General features: G+C 57.6%; 16 protein-coding genes. 2 read left to right on the top strand and 14 right to left on the bottom strand.

The window, feature by feature from the left end; genetic code table 11:
- Nucleotides 1–124 precede the first annotated feature (124 nt).
- From BCF11_RS18985 to BCF11_RS18940, 10 genes are all read right to left on the bottom strand, one after another.
- A complete protein-coding gene (locus BCF11_RS18985) occupies nucleotides 125–1,150 on the bottom strand; it encodes an SIS domain-containing protein (RefSeq protein WP_233212541.1) in 1,026 nt (341 codons plus the stop codon).
- Nucleotides 1,143–2,306, bottom strand: a complete 1,164-nt coding sequence (gene nagA / locus BCF11_RS18980; protein ID WP_098496129.1) for an N-acetylglucosamine-6-phosphate deacetylase — start codon at nucleotides 2,304–2,306, stop codon at nucleotides 1,143–1,145. Before nagA ends, BCF11_RS18985 begins: the two co-directional genes overlap by 8 nt.
- Complete coding sequence (locus BCF11_RS18975; protein WP_061938885.1) at nucleotides 2,303–3,037, bottom strand: GntR family transcriptional regulator; 735 nt, start codon at nucleotides 3,035–3,037, stop codon at nucleotides 2,303–2,305. Before BCF11_RS18975 ends, nagA begins: the two co-directional genes overlap by 4 nt.
- Entirely contained in the window at nucleotides 3,031–3,954 is a 924-nt protein-coding gene (locus tag BCF11_RS18970) for a BadF/BadG/BcrA/BcrD ATPase family protein (protein ID WP_098497577.1), read from the bottom strand. Before BCF11_RS18970 ends, BCF11_RS18975 begins: the two co-directional genes overlap by 7 nt.
- 174 nt (nucleotides 3,955–4,128) lie before the next feature.
- Complete coding sequence (locus tag BCF11_RS18965; RefSeq protein ID WP_098495918.1) at nucleotides 4,129–4,563, bottom strand: biopolymer transporter ExbD; 435 nt, start codon at nucleotides 4,561–4,563, stop codon at nucleotides 4,129–4,131.
- Between the two features lie 246 nt (nucleotides 4,564–4,809).
- Nucleotides 4,810–5,238, bottom strand: a complete 429-nt coding sequence (locus BCF11_RS18960; protein ID WP_098495917.1) for a biopolymer transporter ExbD — start codon at nucleotides 5,236–5,238, stop codon at nucleotides 4,810–4,812.
- A 2-nt stretch (nucleotides 5,239–5,240) separates the two neighbouring features.
- Nucleotides 5,241–6,158, bottom strand: a complete 918-nt coding sequence (locus BCF11_RS18955; RefSeq protein WP_098496128.1) for a MotA/TolQ/ExbB proton channel family protein — start codon at nucleotides 6,156–6,158, stop codon at nucleotides 5,241–5,243.
- A gap of 77 nt (nucleotides 6,159–6,235) precedes the next feature.
- Entirely contained in the window at nucleotides 6,236–6,886 is a 651-nt protein-coding gene (locus BCF11_RS18950) for an energy transducer TonB (protein WP_098496127.1), read from the bottom strand.
- Nucleotides 6,887–7,185: 299 nt separating this feature from the next.
- Nucleotides 7,186–9,915 carry a TonB-dependent receptor gene (locus tag BCF11_RS18945; protein WP_098496126.1) on the bottom strand — a complete coding sequence of 910 codons (2,730 nt, stop codon included), beginning with the start codon at nucleotides 9,913–9,915 and terminating at the stop codon, nucleotides 7,186–7,188.
- A gap of 1,203 nt (nucleotides 9,916–11,118) precedes the next feature.
- Nucleotides 11,119–12,174 carry a phospholipase A gene (locus BCF11_RS18940; protein WP_233212540.1) on the bottom strand — a complete coding sequence of 352 codons (1,056 nt, stop codon included), beginning with the start codon at nucleotides 12,172–12,174 and terminating at the stop codon, nucleotides 11,119–11,121.
- A 203-nt stretch (nucleotides 12,175–12,377) separates the two neighbouring features.
- On the opposite strand from BCF11_RS18940, the gene BCF11_RS18935 reads away from it, so the two are divergent.
- Entirely contained in the window at nucleotides 12,378–13,298 is a 921-nt protein-coding gene (locus BCF11_RS18935; protein WP_098496124.1) for a bifunctional helix-turn-helix transcriptional regulator/GNAT family N-acetyltransferase, read from the top strand.
- A 34-nt stretch (nucleotides 13,299–13,332) separates the two neighbouring features.
- Here BCF11_RS18935 and BCF11_RS18930 read toward each other — a convergent pair whose 3' ends face one another.
- The 3 genes from BCF11_RS18930 to BCF11_RS27665 form a co-directional block, all read right to left on the bottom strand.
- Nucleotides 13,333–14,187, bottom strand: a complete 855-nt coding sequence (locus BCF11_RS18930) for an NAD(P)-dependent oxidoreductase (RefSeq protein ID WP_098496123.1) — start codon at nucleotides 14,185–14,187, stop codon at nucleotides 13,333–13,335.
- A 135-nt stretch (nucleotides 14,188–14,322) separates the two neighbouring features.
- Complete coding sequence (locus BCF11_RS18925; RefSeq protein ID WP_098496122.1) at nucleotides 14,323–14,610, bottom strand: hypothetical protein; 288 nt, start codon at nucleotides 14,608–14,610, stop codon at nucleotides 14,323–14,325.
- A 118-nt stretch (nucleotides 14,611–14,728) separates the two neighbouring features.
- Complete coding sequence (locus BCF11_RS27665; RefSeq protein WP_143751377.1) at nucleotides 14,729–14,911, bottom strand: hypothetical protein; 183 nt, start codon at nucleotides 14,909–14,911, stop codon at nucleotides 14,729–14,731.
- A 52-nt stretch (nucleotides 14,912–14,963) separates the two neighbouring features.
- Here BCF11_RS27665 and BCF11_RS18920 point away from each other — a divergent pair, with 52 nt between their 5' ends.
- Nucleotides 14,964–15,350: a hypothetical protein gene (locus BCF11_RS18920; RefSeq protein WP_158229233.1), complete on the top strand. Its 387-nt coding sequence runs from the start codon at nucleotides 14,964–14,966 to the stop codon at nucleotides 15,348–15,350.
- Nucleotides 15,351–15,430: 80 nt separating this feature from the next.
- On the opposite strand, the gene BCF11_RS18915 is transcribed toward BCF11_RS18920, so the two are convergent.
- A complete protein-coding gene (locus BCF11_RS18915; protein WP_098497576.1) occupies nucleotides 15,431–15,862 on the bottom strand; it encodes a universal stress protein in 432 nt (143 codons plus the stop codon).
- Nucleotides 15,863–15,904 lie beyond the last annotated feature (42 nt).

Genomic DNA, 15,904 nt, shown 5'->3' with positions numbered 1-15,904 from the left:
ACGCGACCGAACACGCATATCCGGAACATGAATGCCTGCGACACTGCGTGGGCACGGAGTGCCCACCCTACAACATCGATTCTCAGGATGATGGCTTGTCCTGTTTTATGAAATTCTCAATAGCTCAGTTTGTCTTCGTGACCTTGCTCAAATGACGCGGCCGGTCCGGATCAAGGCCGCGCGCAATCGACAGATTGGCCGCCATCACATAGAAGGCCTGGATCGCCGCGATCGGATCCAGGTCCGGCGTCGGCCCTGTCGGCAAGGTCAGGTCGCGTTCATTGATATCGGCCGGCGCTGCCAGCAATACGCGCGCGCCGCGGCCGCGCATTTCTTCCGCCAGCTTGAGCAGGCTGGCCTGGGTCGGTCCGCGCGTGGCGAAAATCAGCAAAGGGTAGCCTTCGTCGATCAAAGCCATCGGGCCATGCTTGATCTCGGCGCCGCTGAATGCTTCGGCTTGCAGCACCGAGGTTTCCTTGAACTTCAGCGCCGCTTCCAGCGCCACCGGGAAACTGGCGCCGCGTCCTACCACCATGATTCTGGAAGCCGGCGCCAGCACCTCGATCGCTGGCGACCAGTCCACTTCAGTGGCTTTTTGCAAGGCTTCCGGCAAGGCTTCGATCTGCGCCAGGAATTCGGCATCGCCCTGCCAGTGCCCCACCAGCCGCGCTGCCGCCACCAGGCTGGTGATGAAACTCTTGGTTGCCGCCACGCTCAGCTCCGGGCCGGCATGCAAGGGCAGTGTCCATTCGGCGCTGGCGGCCAGCGGCGAAGCCGCATCGTTCACCAGTGCTACCGTAGTGGCGCCGCCTTCGCGGAAATAACGGATCGGTTCGATCACGTCCGGACTCTGCCCGGATTGCGACACTGCGATCGCCAGCGCATCGCGCGTCAGCAGCGGCGATTTGTACAGCGTTACCAGCGACATCGGCAGCGAGGCGACGATGCGGCCCAGGCGCGCCATGATCAGGTAGGCGCAGTAATTGGCGGCGTGGTCGGAACTGCCGCGCGCCACCGTCAGCACGCTGGCCGGTTGCGCCTGGCGCAGGCGGGCGGCCAGCGCGGCGTAGCTGTCGCCGTCGCGCGCCAGCTGTAAAACCACGTGGTCGGCGGCCGAACACGCTTCCTGCAACATCAGTGAACTAAACATCTGTGAGACCAATCTGCTCTCCCTCTACATATACTTTGGTTAAATTGAGTTTCCGGTCCAGTACCACCAGATCGGCATGACAACCGCTTGCCAGGCGGCCGCGTTCCGGCAAGCCGAGATGATCGGCGGCGTAGGTCGAAACCCGGCGCGAGGCATCGGCCAGGTCGAGACCGAGGCCGACCAGGTTGCGCAGGGCCTGGTCCATGGTCAGCGTGCTGCCGGCCAGGGTGCCGTCGGCCAGCCTGACGCCGCCCATGCATTTATGTACCTGCTGGCGCCCCAGCATATAGTCGCCGTCGGGCATGCCAGTAGCGGCGGTTGAATCGGTCACGCAGTACAGGCGCGGAATCGAGCGCAAGGCAGCCTTGATCGCGCCTGGATGCACGTGCAGCAGGTCGGGAATCAGTTCCGAGTAGCGCGCATGCGCCAGCGCGGCGCCGACCATGCCCGGCGCGCGCGCCTGGAAAGGGGTCATGGCGTTGAACAGATGCGTGAAACCGGAGGCGCCGTGCGCCAGCGCCTGGACGCCGTCTTCGTAACTGCCCAGGGTATGGCCAATCTGTACCCGCATGCCGGAATCGCTCAGCATCCGCACCACCTCCAGGTGGCCGGCGATTTCCGGCGCCACCGTAATCAGCTTGACCGGCGCCAGCGCGCTCAGCCGCGTCACTTCCTGCAAGCTCGCCGGCTGCGCAAAATCGGGCTGGGCGCCGAGCTTGCCAGGATTGATGTACGGCCCTTCCAGATGCACGCCCAATACCCGCGCGCTGCCGGGACGGCGTGTGCGGCAAGCGTGGCCGCAGGCTTCCAGCGCACTTTCGAGGTCACTGAGCGGCGAGGTCATGGTAGTGGCGAGCATGCTGGTGGTGCCATGCCGCGCGTGGATGGCGGCGATGACATCGACGGCGTCGCCGCCGTCCATGATGTCCTTGCCGCCGCCGCCGTGCACATGCAGATCGATGAAGCCGGGCAGGATGTAGGGATCGAGGTTGTCGGCAGGATCGACCGGCATGCCGTCGATCGCCGTGATGCGGCCATCGAAATGCAGGCTGCCGCTGATCCAGCCTTGCGGCGTCAGGATATTGCCTCTCAGCGTCACGCTGGGCAGATCATTGCCGTGGCTCGATGCGCCGCCTGGGTGGCGGCCATCAGTCATCGCCGCAACTCCGCAACGAAGTCGTAGTAGTCGCTACGGCAATAGGAATGCGACAGCTCGATCGCCGCACCGTTTTCCAGATAACCGACGCGGGTGATATGCAGCATGGCGGCGCCGGTCTTGATGTCGGCCAGCTTGGCCTGGTCGGCGCTGGCGTTGATGGCGCGGATATGCTGCAGGGCGCGCACCGGCGCCACGCCGAGCGTCTCCAGATGCACATACAACGAATCGGTCACGGCTTTCGGATCCGGCAGGTACAAGGCGGGGATGGTGGTGGTTTCGATCGCCATCACCACATCGTCGGCGGTACGCAAGCGCTTCAGGCGCGACACCACGGTATTTGGCGACAGGCCCAGCGCCAGGATTTCTTCGGCGACGGCAATCCCGGTCTCGCGCAACAGCCATTGCGAACCCGGCCGGAAGCCGCGCTGCCGCAGTTCTTCGCTGAAGTTGGTCAGGCGCGACAAAGGCTGTTCCAGCTTGGGCGTGATGTAGGTGCCGGAACCGCGCTTCCGGATCAGCATGCCGCGCTCGCACAAGACATCGATAGCCTTGCGCGCGGTCACCCGCGAGATTTCCAGCGATTCCGCCAGGATCCGTTCGGAAGGCAGCGCTTCATCCGGCTGCCAGACGCCGCCGTTGATCTGCTCCGACAGCCGGTTGACCAGTTGCAGGTACAAAGGCGTGTCGCTGGCGCCATCCGGCTTGAGTTTTTCTATCTGAGCTAGCATGTTTGCTTCCCTTTTAATCTTTGGTCGATTAAGCGTAAGGCGCCCGCTGCGGCATCTGCATGCGGCTTGACTACCAGCGCCAGCAGCGGCTCCGGCAGGTATGGCTGTAAATGCGCGGCGAGGCCGCCGCACAGTGCAATCGGTAACTCTCCATCAGGATCAAGGGCGGCGGCTATCCGCGCTATTTCCTCGCCGGCGGCCAACATCAGCTGGCCTGCCGCGGCGTCGCTGGCGGCATGCTGGATCACCAGCGGCGCCAGTTGCGCATAACTGGTCTGGCTGGCGCTGGCCAGCCAGGCAAACATGCTGTCGTGATGACTGTCAAAGTGCGCGCCGCGGGCCTGGTTGCTGCGGTCGCAGAAATGGATCAGCGCGCGGGCAAAGTCGCTGCCAGGGGCGCGGCCGTCCAGCACATGCTGGGCGTGGGTAATGGCGCGCATGCCGAGCCAGGCGCCGCCGGCTTCGTCGCTGGCGGGAAAGCCCCAGCCACCTACTTCGCGCCGCTTGCCCTCGGCAGTCAGCACTTCGCCGACGCTGCCGGTGCCGATGGCGATGATCACGCCGGGCCGGCCCTGATGCGCGCCTACCAATGTGGTGAAGGCATCGGTTTCGATCACGGTATCGCGGAAGCCCGGATTGCTGGCGGAAAATTCGGCTGCCCATTGCTTGTTGTTGACGCCGGCCAGGCCGAGACCGATGGCCATCCTGTCGAGCGCCGGCCGCACCAGGCCCGCGGTCGCGAATGCTGCTTGCAGCGCCTCCAGCACTGCCGACCAGGCGGCTTCGACGCCATGCATCAGTCCGGAAGGACCGCCGCTGCCCGTCGCCAGCAGCGCAGCAGCGCCGCCATCGTTGCGGGCCAGGCGCACGCGGGTGCCGGTGCCACCTCCATCGACGCCAATCAGATATTCAATCATGTTGTTGCATCCATCGCTTTCATCTGCCACTGGCATTGTTCTTATTAGTGGAAACAAACTGGATTTACTTTATGGGGACAGAAAGCGGCTGTCAATCGGCCTTTAAGTGGTATTAAAAAATAAGCCAAAATACCACTTGAAAGCCGTGTTTTCTGATTAAAAAAATACTATTTACTACTCCATGAACTGCTCGTTGCCGACGATGCCGATCTTGGTGACGCCCAGCCGCTGCGCCGACGCCATCACGGCAGCGACCGACTTGTACTCCACCAGCTTGTTCGGACGCAGATGCACTTCATCGATATTACCGCCGGCGACCACCGTTTTCAGACGGTCTTCCAGCTCTGCGCGGTTGGCCATCGGCGTGCCGTTCCACATCACCGTGCCGCTCGGATCGATATCCACCGTGTCGACCACTGGCAGAGCCAATGGCGGCGGCGGATTACCGGTCGGCATGTTCAGCTTGATCGCATGATTCTGGATCGGAATCGTAATGATCAGCATGATGATCAGCACCAGCATGACGTCAATCAGCGGCGTCATGTTCATTTCCATCATCGGTTCCGGATCATTGGCGTTGCCGCCGGAAGAACCTACATTCATACCCATTTGATACTCCTAATATTCCAGGGCGGGCTCCTGCACCCACCCTACTTCTTTCCCCGATAAGGGGATTATTGATACTTTCTTAAATCACGACAAATCCCCTGTAGGGTGGGCACTCCGTGCCCACGCGGACGCGACGGGGCGTGCAGCCCGGAACACGCATATCCGCGGCACTGCGTGGGCACGGAGTGCCCACCCTACAACATCGATTCTCAGGATGATGGCTTGTCCTGTTTTATGAAATTCTCACTAGTTGCGCGCAGGCGGTTCGGTAATGAACCCGATCTTGGCGATCCCTGCCCGCTGCGCAGTCAGGATTACCTTGCCGATGTATTCATACTTGGTTTGCTGATCGCCGCGGATATGCAGTTCCGGTTGTGGCACTTCTACCGCCACTTCCTTCAGTTTCGACAGCAAAGTCGCGGTATTCGGCACCAGTTGCTCGTTCCAGAACATGTCGCCTTGCTTATTCACCGCCAGGTTGATGTTCTCTGGCTTGGTCTTATAAGGTTCGTCGAATTCGTTCGGCAGCTTCACTGGAATCGTATGTGTCACCACCGGGATCGTGATCAGGAAGATGATCAGCAAGACCAGCATGACGTCGACCAGCGGCGTCGTGTTGATCGTGCCGATCACTTCGTCTTCATCCCCATCGGGAGAGCCGAGTGACATCGCCATGATTAGCCAACCTTTTTATTGATGTGAGCAACCTGGCCAGCCGAGCTCGAGGACATCACGCCGCTCAGCAGGACCGAGTGCAGGTCAGCACTGAACGAACGGATTTCTTCCATTGCGCTCTTGTTGCGGCGGACCAGCCAGTTGTAACCCAGAACCGCAGGCACAGCCACTGCCAGACCGATCGCGGTCATGATCAGCGCTTCACCGACCGGACCGGCAACCTTGTCGATCGACGCCTGGCCGGCGATACCGATCGCTGTCAGCGCGTGGTAAATACCCCAGACGGTACCGAACAGACCAACGAACGGTGCAGTCGAACCGACGGTTGCCAGGAATGCCAGGCCGTCTTGCAGGCGGCTTTGCACTTTTTCGACCGAACGCTGGATCGACATCGTCACCCAGGTGTTCAGGTCGATCTGTTCCAGCAAGGCGCCGTCGTGGTGCACAGTGGATTTCTCGCCATTCTCGGCGATAAAGCGATAAGCGCTGTTCGGCTTCAAGCCAGCCACGCCGGCGGCGACCGTGCCGGCTTTCCAGAAAGTCTTCTTGGCGTTTTGCGCCTGGCCCATCAGTTTTACCTGTTCGATCAGCTTGGTGATGATGATGTACCAGCTGCCCATCGACATCAGGACCAGGATGATCAGGGTGCCGCGGGCAACGAAGTCGCCGCCTTTCCACAGCGCGTCCAGGCCGTATGGATTGTCGACGGTTTCCTTGGCTGCCGGAGCCGGCGGCGGAGTTGGGGTATCGGCCAGCGATGCAGCGGCAGTAGCCGCCGGAGCCGGTGCAGCAACGGCCGCTGCGGATGCAGCCGGGGCCGAAGCCGCGGTTTGCGCAACGGCGAACGGTGCCGACAGCGCCGCGGCAGAAATCATCAGGGCTGTGGCCAGGGCGGATAAGCGATTACGTGTGATAGACATGCTGTTGCTCCAAATTTTAGAAAGTAGATTGCCGCAATCGCGACGTGGTGTAAGGCTTGCGCCGTTCGATGTTGAGCCTACTCAAGCTTCCAGACATACTGCATCTTGGTCGAAGACTGCACCGCTTTGCCGTCGGCCATAGCCGGCGTGAAATGACACAGGCTCCAGGCTTTCACCGTAGCCCGGTCCAGATCCTTGAAACCGCTGCTCTTTTCAACCGCGGAATCGAGCACATTGCCGTCGGCGCCGATAGTCAGCTTGACCGTGACCATGCCCTCTTCCTCATTGCGCAAGGAAGTCCGCGGGTATTCCGGCTTCTCGCAATTTCCTGCAATCTTGGCGCTGGTGTGCGCCGGGCCGGCCTCGCCGTTAGTGGCTGGCTGCGCCACGGATGTCGGCAAATCGTTGCTCGGCGGTTTGACATTGGTGACCGCGGCAATCACATTGTCTGTGGGTGGCGGCGTGACCTTGACCTCGGGTGGAGGAACGAATGGCGGCGGCGGCGCGACCGATTTTGGCGGCGGCGGCACTGGCTTGTCCGGTGGTGGCGGGGGCGGCGGCTTGATCTCTTCGATGATCTTGGTTTCGACCGGTTGCTGGATCACTTCCACAACCTTGCGCGCCAATCCTGTAAGAAGTCCATAAATCAGAAGAACATGCAGAACAACAACAACACTGATGCCGACTACATTCTTGGAGGGGTTTTTCCCATCCTGCGCGAAATCCATACAACGACTCCTGTTTGTTTGCCTGACTGCGGGCAATCTCGGTATTGACAACGACATCGGCGCGGCATGTCGCCTGTCGGCGTCCTGAACTTGTACTGGTTTGCTGGTAATTACATCGAACCGTATCTGACCTGAGCGGTAAAAAGACCGGAGAGCGTTTTCATCAAAGCCAAGCTGCAACAAAGTCCGGTCATCAGCGCTCTCCCGGCAAAATCAACGTCAACTCTTACTTCAACCGCACACAACTTCAGTTGCTGCCGGCATGCCACGTACAGCGGCGGCATGCCGGCAGTTTGCTACTAGAACTTCAGATGGGCATTCAGGTAGAACTGGCGGCCGTTCTTGTAGAACGCACGTGGCTGGTCTTCGCTCAGCGCGTAGTACTTGAGGGTCGGGTTGTTCAGGTTCTGCGCATCCAGCGTGAAGGCCAGCTGTTCGCTGTACTTGTAGCCGAGAGACATGGCCAGGGTGCCGACGCCGGCTTGAAAGAACGCTGTGCTGCGATCCAGGCCGCTGTAGAAGGCGCTGCGGTAGTTATACGAGATGCGCGCATTGAAGCGTTCATCTTCGAAATAAGCCGTCAGGTTGGCGGTACGTTTCGAAGCGCCGACCAGTGGACCGTTGCTGGCGTCATAGGCGTTGATGAAAGTGGCGTTGGTGGCAAAACCGAAGTTTTTCCCCAGCGGCATTTCATAGGCGAGCTCGATACCGTTGACCGTGCCGCTGGTATTGGTTGGCACAGTCAGCACATAATCCGCCATGTAATTGGCAGGATGGTCAGGCGTGCTGGTGACATAGCTTCTTGTGACGCTGCCCAGGCCGACATAGCTGGTCAGATTCATGTTGAAGATACTTGCCGACACCAGCGAGCGCGGAGCAAAGTACCACTCCACCGATGCATCGAAGTTGTTCGAAGTGATAGGCTTCAGGTCTGGATTGCCGCCGCTGCCGGAACCGATGGCGCCGAATTGCGCCGGTGGCGACAACGTCACTTGGCCGGCCAGGGAGGAGTAATCCGGACGCGTCATGGTCTTGGATGCGGCAAAACGGGCAACCACATCCTTGCTCAGATCGAACTTCAAGTTCATGCTTGGCAACACGTCGTTGTAAGTATTGTCGTCGTGCTGCCTGACGAACGGACCGAAAGCAGAAGTCGTGATCGCACCTGGCGCGCTAGCTGGCGCGGCGACGTTGGAGATGACGCTCTCTTTAGTCTGCACGAGACGCAAGCCGATATTGCCGCTCCAGTGATCACCTTCGAGATTGCCCTGCAGGTAACCAGCTGTATTTTTTTCCTTGACCGAAAACTCGGAATTCCAGTCTTCACGCGTGACCGGATCGCGATTGGTGAAGGCGTTATACGCTGCCAACTGGCCTGGCGTGTAATACCAGACATTGGTGGGGAAGCCACTACCCAGGCCGCTGCCGAAATTGGATGGGAAATTTTGGAAGCCCTGCGGGAAATTGGCTGGATTGCTGGCGCCAGCCGCCGGACCCTGACCAATCACGCCATCGGAACTGCGCTTGTGGTCGTTATAACGCAAGCCAAACTGAACTGTCCTCAACGCTCCCAGGCCGGCGGAATATTCGCCATCAATCTGTGCCCAGTTTTCCTTGTCCTTGACATCGACGTTCTGATCGCCAAAGATCCAGCCGAACGCTGTAGTGCCGGTGTTAGGGCTGGCGTTGTTAGTAGCGCCCAGGTTCCAGTTGGCGGCGGTACCGATACCGTTCAACTGGTAACCGGCGCCGGCGCCAACGCCGACATTCCATTCAGCGACGTTCTGAGTAGGCGTCTTGCCTTCGCCGGTAGAAGTGCCCAGCTTGGTGGTGAAGTTCAGCGAATCAGTTGCGCGCCACTTGGTGCCGAGCTCGATGAAATTTGAGCTGGCGCTTTCGTCCGGACGTGAAATCTGGTCGTAGACGCCGTAGTTGGTGCCCGCTACTGGAGAAAAAGTAGCCGATGTCAGCGTATTGTTTTTCACCGTGTAACCAGGATTCGGCGATTGGCCGGCGCCGGCGTTGATGACCTGCGCGCCCCAGAATTCATAACTCCGATTGTAGTTGGCAGCCTTCATTTCTGAAGTAAAGCCGTTGATATCGAAAGAAAAATCGTTGCTGACCTTGAACTGGGCATCGATCAAGCCGCCGGTGCGCTTGCGCTGCTGCTCGAACAGCGCCGAGTTGATCAGGTTAGGCGCATACACGCCCGCCAGGTCGGGATGCGCGGTAGCGATGGCGCTGCCCGGAGCGATCTTGGTATAGCCGAGGATTTCCTGCCCTTGCCGTTGCAGATGGCGCTCTTCCGAAAATGCCTGCACCAGGATGCCGAAGGTGTTCGCGTCGTTTTTCCAGTTCACCAATGCGCTCATCTGCGGATCGGTCTTGCCCGGCAAATCGGCATACACGGCGCCGAGGGTTGCTTCAGCAGTAAATTGCTTTTTGAACTCCAGCGGCTTACGGGTAATGATGTCGACCGAACCGGCGACCCCGCCTTCTACCAGGCTGGCTTCAGAGCTCTTGTGGACCACCACCGAACCGACCAGTTCGGAAGGCAGCATCGTATAGCTGACGCTGCGGCCGACCTGGCCAGACTGGTCCAGCACGAACCAGTCACCGGAGGCGACGTTGTGGCCGTTGATCAGTGTCTGCGTCAGGCTCGGACTGGTGCCGCGCATGCTGACACGGTCGGCTTCGTCGAAGCCGCCTTCAGTAGCGCCGGCGTTACCGATGGTGACGCCAGGCACGCGCGACAGCGAATCGGCAACGTTCTTGTCCGGCATCTTGCCGATGTCTTCGGCTGTGATGACTTCCACGTGCGAATCGGCATTGCGTTTTTGAGTCAGGGATTTTTGCAGCGAACCGCGAATGCCGCTGATGGTGACCTGCTCGATCTGGCCACCCTTGTCGGTAGCCTTGCTGTCAGCTTTTGCAGCTGCATCATCCGCTTGCTGCGCATACGCCGGCATGGCTGCCGCCATTACCAGCAGTGCAACGGCAGATGCTATTGGTGTTAAATTCTTATTCACTTACTGTTCTCCCCATCGATTGCGGCCCAGCCTATCTGACGCAGGCCATTTTTCATTTACTTCTCCACGATGCGGTTTGACGTTGCTTCAAGCCGGCAAAGGGAGAACCTTTTTTCGATACAGTCGCCAATACAACAAGACCTACCCAACAAGACGCCGCATGTCACCGCGGGTGCTTCCACTTCACCGCCAGTTCCTTCTCCAAAGACCTGACTGCCAAGATGCCGTGCGTACTCTGCCCCGCACATCACCCCAACCTGCCTTGCGTCCAAGCTTCAAAATTCCATTTAGAAACGTTGTGCTGAGGACACTCTATGGACCGGAAAAGTGGCTGTCAATAGGCATTCAACTGGTATTACATAAATAAATTATTGGTATCAAAAAACACAATTCGTATAACTATATATACCGTTGTTTACATTCACTATTTCGCAAACTACATGAGTGTTGTTTAGTCGACTGGACTGGTCGCTTTTTTTGAAAAGATGACCTGAAAAAAATGGATTTTTCTCAAAAATGAAAATTATTGGATTTTTTGTTGAACTTCTTTCACATTGACGTATCTGTTGTTTCAACAGACATTTTCACAAGCTTGAAATTTCGATTTTTCCCTATGAAAACAGGGGCTTATAACGGGTATGAAAATGACACTCCCGCGATATAAAAAAGATATTTAATTAAATTAAAGATAATGTTTCGTGATTTTTTTATATACTTTTCATAAAAATATATAAGCCGTCACATGAATCAAGCGGCCTTATCCAAGGTGCTAAACAACGCTGCATTGCAGCATCATTTAAACCGTTGAATAAATGATCAAGACCAGTTTGTATTGGTAGTTTTTTTGTAATACCACTTTGGTGCGTAAATACCCAAAATGGTGAATAAGATTTGCCGCAGATACAGTCACGGCAATGCGGCCGCAACGATAAATTGAGCAGCATGAAGGGCTGAATGCAGCGCTTCTCTTACGGCGAGGCATGGCCTCGAGCCGCATACGGCCGTCGCTGGCCGGCGACCCTGGAAGGATCAATTTGGTGCATCGCAAAATGCTCACACGGCCAGTTAGCGGCAACGGCGGCAGGCAAGCCGGTGTGTTTGCCGGGTCAGGAGATGACTTCTCAACCCATCCACAGACAAAAAAGCCCCAGGCGCGCGACGCCTGAGGCTAGACGATCAGGAAAATTTCCTGGTCAAAGTTCTTTAAAAGTCGATCAAGAAACCCGCGCCTATCGATTTTTGCGAATAGTTGTAATCGATCAGGCTTTCGCCGTAACCGGAAAACAAATGCACATAGCCCTTTAAATTGGTCGTGACCGGGAATGCCCAGCTAGCCTGGACTGCCCCGTGGCCGGTCTGGAAATTGCGGCGCGCCAGCAGCGAATATTCGTAGCCGTCCTGGCGGTAGGTAGCGCGCACGTCGCCATGCCCCAGGTAGTCGACGATATCGATGTTGTCGTTGTTGGCCTTGGCGTTATCGAGGCGCTTCCAGATCCTGGCCGACAGCGCCAGCTTGCCGTACTCGGCGCCCAGCTCAGTATAGAAACGGTTCCAGCTGCGCGACAAGGTCGATGACTGGCCGTTGGACTGGTGTACCAGTCCGAAATTGAGATAACGGAAGTTGAAGTCGCCGAACTTGACCGTCAAGGGCAGCGTCGCAATCAGTTCAGGCTGGTAATTGGTTTCGCGAAACGGGCTGGAGTTGGCCCGGTTATACGCTTGCCAGAAACTCTGCTGGGTGTAGGCCAGCCACAGATCGAGCGGACTGCCGGCGATGTTTTCCGCCATCTTCATCTTGAAGCTGAACTGGTAGGTCAGCTCCACTTTTTGCTGATCCAGTCCGTTCGGCGTGTTTTGGTTGAACGGCGCCTGGTTGGTCGAGCTGCTGTAATTGGCCAGCAGCACGTAATTGTCCAGGTAAGACTTGAGGGAGAACACGCCGCGCTTGGCGTTGGGGTCCAGCTCCCAGCTCTGCACAGTGTGCGAAATCTGCTCCGCGCCGCGCTCTGTCGTGCTCTTGCCGGTGACGGCTGCAGGCACCGGCGCAGTTGCGGCGGCAGAGACAGCCGGCGGGTCGGCGGCAGCAGGCATGGCCGCGTCCGCCGTGGCCTTGGCCAGGGCGTCAAAACAGCCCAGGCGCGCGCCGGCATCAGCCAATGCCGAGCAGTGCGCCAACTGCTGTTCAAGCTCGGCCGCATGCAGTAGCGCCGGCGACATGCAGCTGAAAGAAAGAAGGATGATTTTTACGTTTCTATTCATGGGAAATTCTAGGAGAGGCGACATGACGCAGACCGGCCTTGAGCGGCGGTCAAAAAGTCTCCATTATCGCCAACTTATCCCGCCACGCTGAAAAACATGGCAAATCCGATTGCCGGATAGACTCCCGGCAACAATCCAACGCCAGCTTGATTTAGTTGCCTTAAGCAACTATATTATAGCCTTAAGCAACTTGATGAAATCATATGACTATCGAACAACTGGATGACCGCGCCAATATGGTCCGGCATTTCAACCGCTTTTATACCGACAAGATAGGCGTGCTTCACGAGCACTTGCTGGACAGTGTATTTTCCCTCACCGAGTTGCGCATCCTGTACGAGCTGGCGCACCGGTCAACGCTGACGGCGGCGGATCTGGCGCGTGAGCTGAGCCTTAATCCCGGCTACCTGAGCCGCGTGATATCCGGCTTCGAAAAAAAGGGCCTGCTCGAACGTGTGCGCTCGGAGGCCGACGGCAGGATTGCGCAGCTGCGCCTGACCGAGCTCGGGCGCGCTACTTTCGCACCGCTGAATGATGCGTCTCAGCGCGAAGTCGCTGCCATGCTAGGGAAATTATCGGTGCCGGAACAGCATCAGCTGGTCGACGCCATGCAGCAGATAGAAGGCCTGCTGGGCCAGCGCACCTCTTCCTATCTGCTGCGCGATCCGCGGCCGGGCGACATGGGCTGGGTGGTGCATCGCCACGGTGTGCTGTACGCGCAGGACTATGGCTGGAACTCGGATTTCGAAGCGCTGGTCGCCGACATCGTCGCCAACTACATGCGCGATTTCGACGCTGCTTCTGAACGCTGCTGGATCGCCGAGAAGGACGGCAAGGTGGCCGGCTCCGTGTTCGTCGTGCGCCATGATGAAACCACGGCCAAGCTGCGTATGCTATACGTCGAGCCAAGCGCGCGCGGCATGGGAATGGGCCGGCGGCTGGTCGAGGAATGCCTGCACTTCGCGAAATTCGCAGGTTACAAGAAGATGCTGCTGTGGACCAACAGCATCCTGGTGGGCGCCCGCGATATCTACACGAAAGCGGGTTTTGAAAAGATCGCTGAGGAATCCCATCACAGCTTCGGCAAGGATCTGGTTGGCGAGACCTGGGCGCGCGATCTGTGAGCGTGATTGATCAGCTTTGCAGGGCGCTCAACGCTTAAGGCCGAGGCACCGCGTCGATGCCAACGACACTGGCATCGGCGGCGCCATGTCCTGCTGAAATCAGCTGGTCCATTCTGGCCGCGATCGCAGGCAATGCCGCCATCGGCCGCTTGCCTGTCGTCTCCAGCATCAGCCGCACATCCTTGCGCGCCATCGCCAATTCGAAACTCGGGGTGAAATTACCCTTGGCCATGTTCACCCCGCGATTCGCCACCATCCCGTTCAGGTCCAGCAGGCCAAGCAGCTTGATGGCGTCCTCGCCGTTAACGTCGCTCGCCCGCGCCAGGGTAAGCACGTCGGCCATCACCGCAGAGAGGCCGATAATCATGGCATTGCCAAACAGTTTGTTGGCGGCGGCAAGGTCAGCGCGCTCGCCCATGTATTCGAGACGCCCGGTCATTTTGGCGAGATCCGCCTGGACCGATTCGAACAGCGCCTTCGGCCCCGCGGCCATCATCGAGCCTTGAGCATTGCGAGCAGCAGCCGGCCCCATGAAGACTGGGCAGTGCAAATACTTCACTCCGGCAGCATGCAAGCGTGCGGCACGTTCGGCCGTGAGCGCAGGTAATGTCGTAGTGTGATCAATCAGGATCGTGTCGGCAGATAGTTCACTGCGGATCGCCGCAATAACTTCCTCCACCACTGCGTCATCCTTGAGTACGATATGCACTCTTGAGGCAGTCCGCACCGCTTCGGCAGGCGTCGCTGCCGCCTTCACGCCGAACTGGGAAAGAGCTTGTGCTTTGTCGATGGAGCGATTCCATGCGGTGACCGAATCGCCTCGTTTTGCGGCGGCTTCCGCGAATGCGCTTCCGAGCAAGCCGGTGCCGAGAAAAGCGATATTTGCCATGATCGTGTTCCTTGTAAATTGAGCCTGAACAGCAGAGTGTCGAAATATAACACCGGATCAATTTAACGGTTTGCGACCGACGGTTTTGTGATGGGTTGATACTTGAGGACTACTCGATTCCTTATCGGCCGATAGCTATTCGCCCAATTCAACAGTCATCAGCGTAGCCGCATACTCAATGGTTTTCTTATAGTCTGGCATGCTGGGATGTGTGCTGTTTGCCAGTGCCGTCAAACTGTTCTGGAACACCCGCTGGTTGGCCGCCGGATCTCCTGCCTTGACGTTAGTCAGATAGTCGCGAACGTCGCGGATGGCGAGAAGCACGGAGAAGCGGATGTCTTCGCCGTAAAGCGCCAGCGTCGCGCATCCCAGGATTTTTTCGATGCTCTTGTTGAGATATGTATCGTTGATGAGCGCTTCCATTTCAAGTCCCCTAAAAAACACTGCTCAGCAAAATCATCGTGGAAACCACGCTGCGCTGTCCAATGTTAAATAAGCGATTTCACAATCATTATCAAATTTGTTAAATCGAGAGAAATATTTAATGACTGGCGGCATTTTTCAGCGCCCTGTTCTGCTCATAAGCAGCCAGTTCCAGGGATTTCAAGCTATCACTAGTGACAGCATATTTCCATGCAGCAACGTGATTTAATGGCCGCTCATATCCGAGGGATATGCGCCGGGCATGGCTAGCGGAAAAGCTTTCAATAATTAAGCCAGTCATCGTTTTTGCATCTGTTGGCTATTGCCTCCCTTTAAGAAGCACGCTTAAAACCATGGATGGATTAATCATGAAATCTAATGTCGTCTACACCGATTCGAAAATCTCCAAAGAAAAGGCTTCTTTTGCGCCAGCAGCCGGATATGACTCAGGCTGGGTAGATGCCAACAACCAGACCAATCACAACATGGCGTTTACCCATGGATTGGGCAGGTCGCCGACGCAAGTCACAGTGCTGTTCTCGCCTGATCAGGAAACCTCCTATCCCTTGCAATGGTCGTGGAATCCGGAGAATTCCGGCAGTCCGGTAACAATCTGGTTCAACGATCATACGGTGCAGTGTTCCATTTGGAATGGATCGTCATTGCATGGCGCCTGGAACGGAGCAACCGGCCAGTGGACCAACTGGAGCACCGGATATTTGCGGGTCTTTGCTTCCTGATCCAGGCAACAGGTAAGACTTAGCCGATTGCACTGGCGCCTGTCAAGGCGGAGGCAATTGGCTGCTACTTTCCGATCCAGTCAAGGATGAACGGCAACCAGAATGCTGGATTTCACCCTCTCGATCAGCAATGCATCCATGGAACCGCGCCACCAGCGCATTGCAAGCGCCTTACGGCGTGGATGGCCGACAATAATAAGATCGATCTCCAATGCATCCGCGAGCGCACCGATGACCTCGACCGGCTCGCCCATCTGGAGATGAGGCACCACATCGAGTCCGGCATCGGCCATCAGCGCCTGCCCCCGCTCTAACTCTTGCTCCATCATCTGACTATTGGTAGTGAATGCAGTCTCGGGGGCATAGCCTCCCGCCATGCCATACGGACAAAGCTGAACCACCGCCAGCAAATGGATTTCTGTCGAAGGCGGCGGGTTGATGCGAATACATTCGTGCAATGCGGACTGACTCTCCGGAGTGCCGTTATAGGCAACCAAAATTTTCTTGTACATGACATCCTCCTGCCGCTGCCGGCCCATCGCATGCGGATAGAT

The sequence above is a fragment of the Collimonas sp. PA-H2 genome (assembly GCF_002564105.1).
Taxonomy (GTDB): domain Bacteria; phylum Pseudomonadota; class Gammaproteobacteria; order Burkholderiales; family Burkholderiaceae_D; genus Collimonas.
This window is presented reverse-complemented; position numbering and strand designations above follow the sequence as displayed.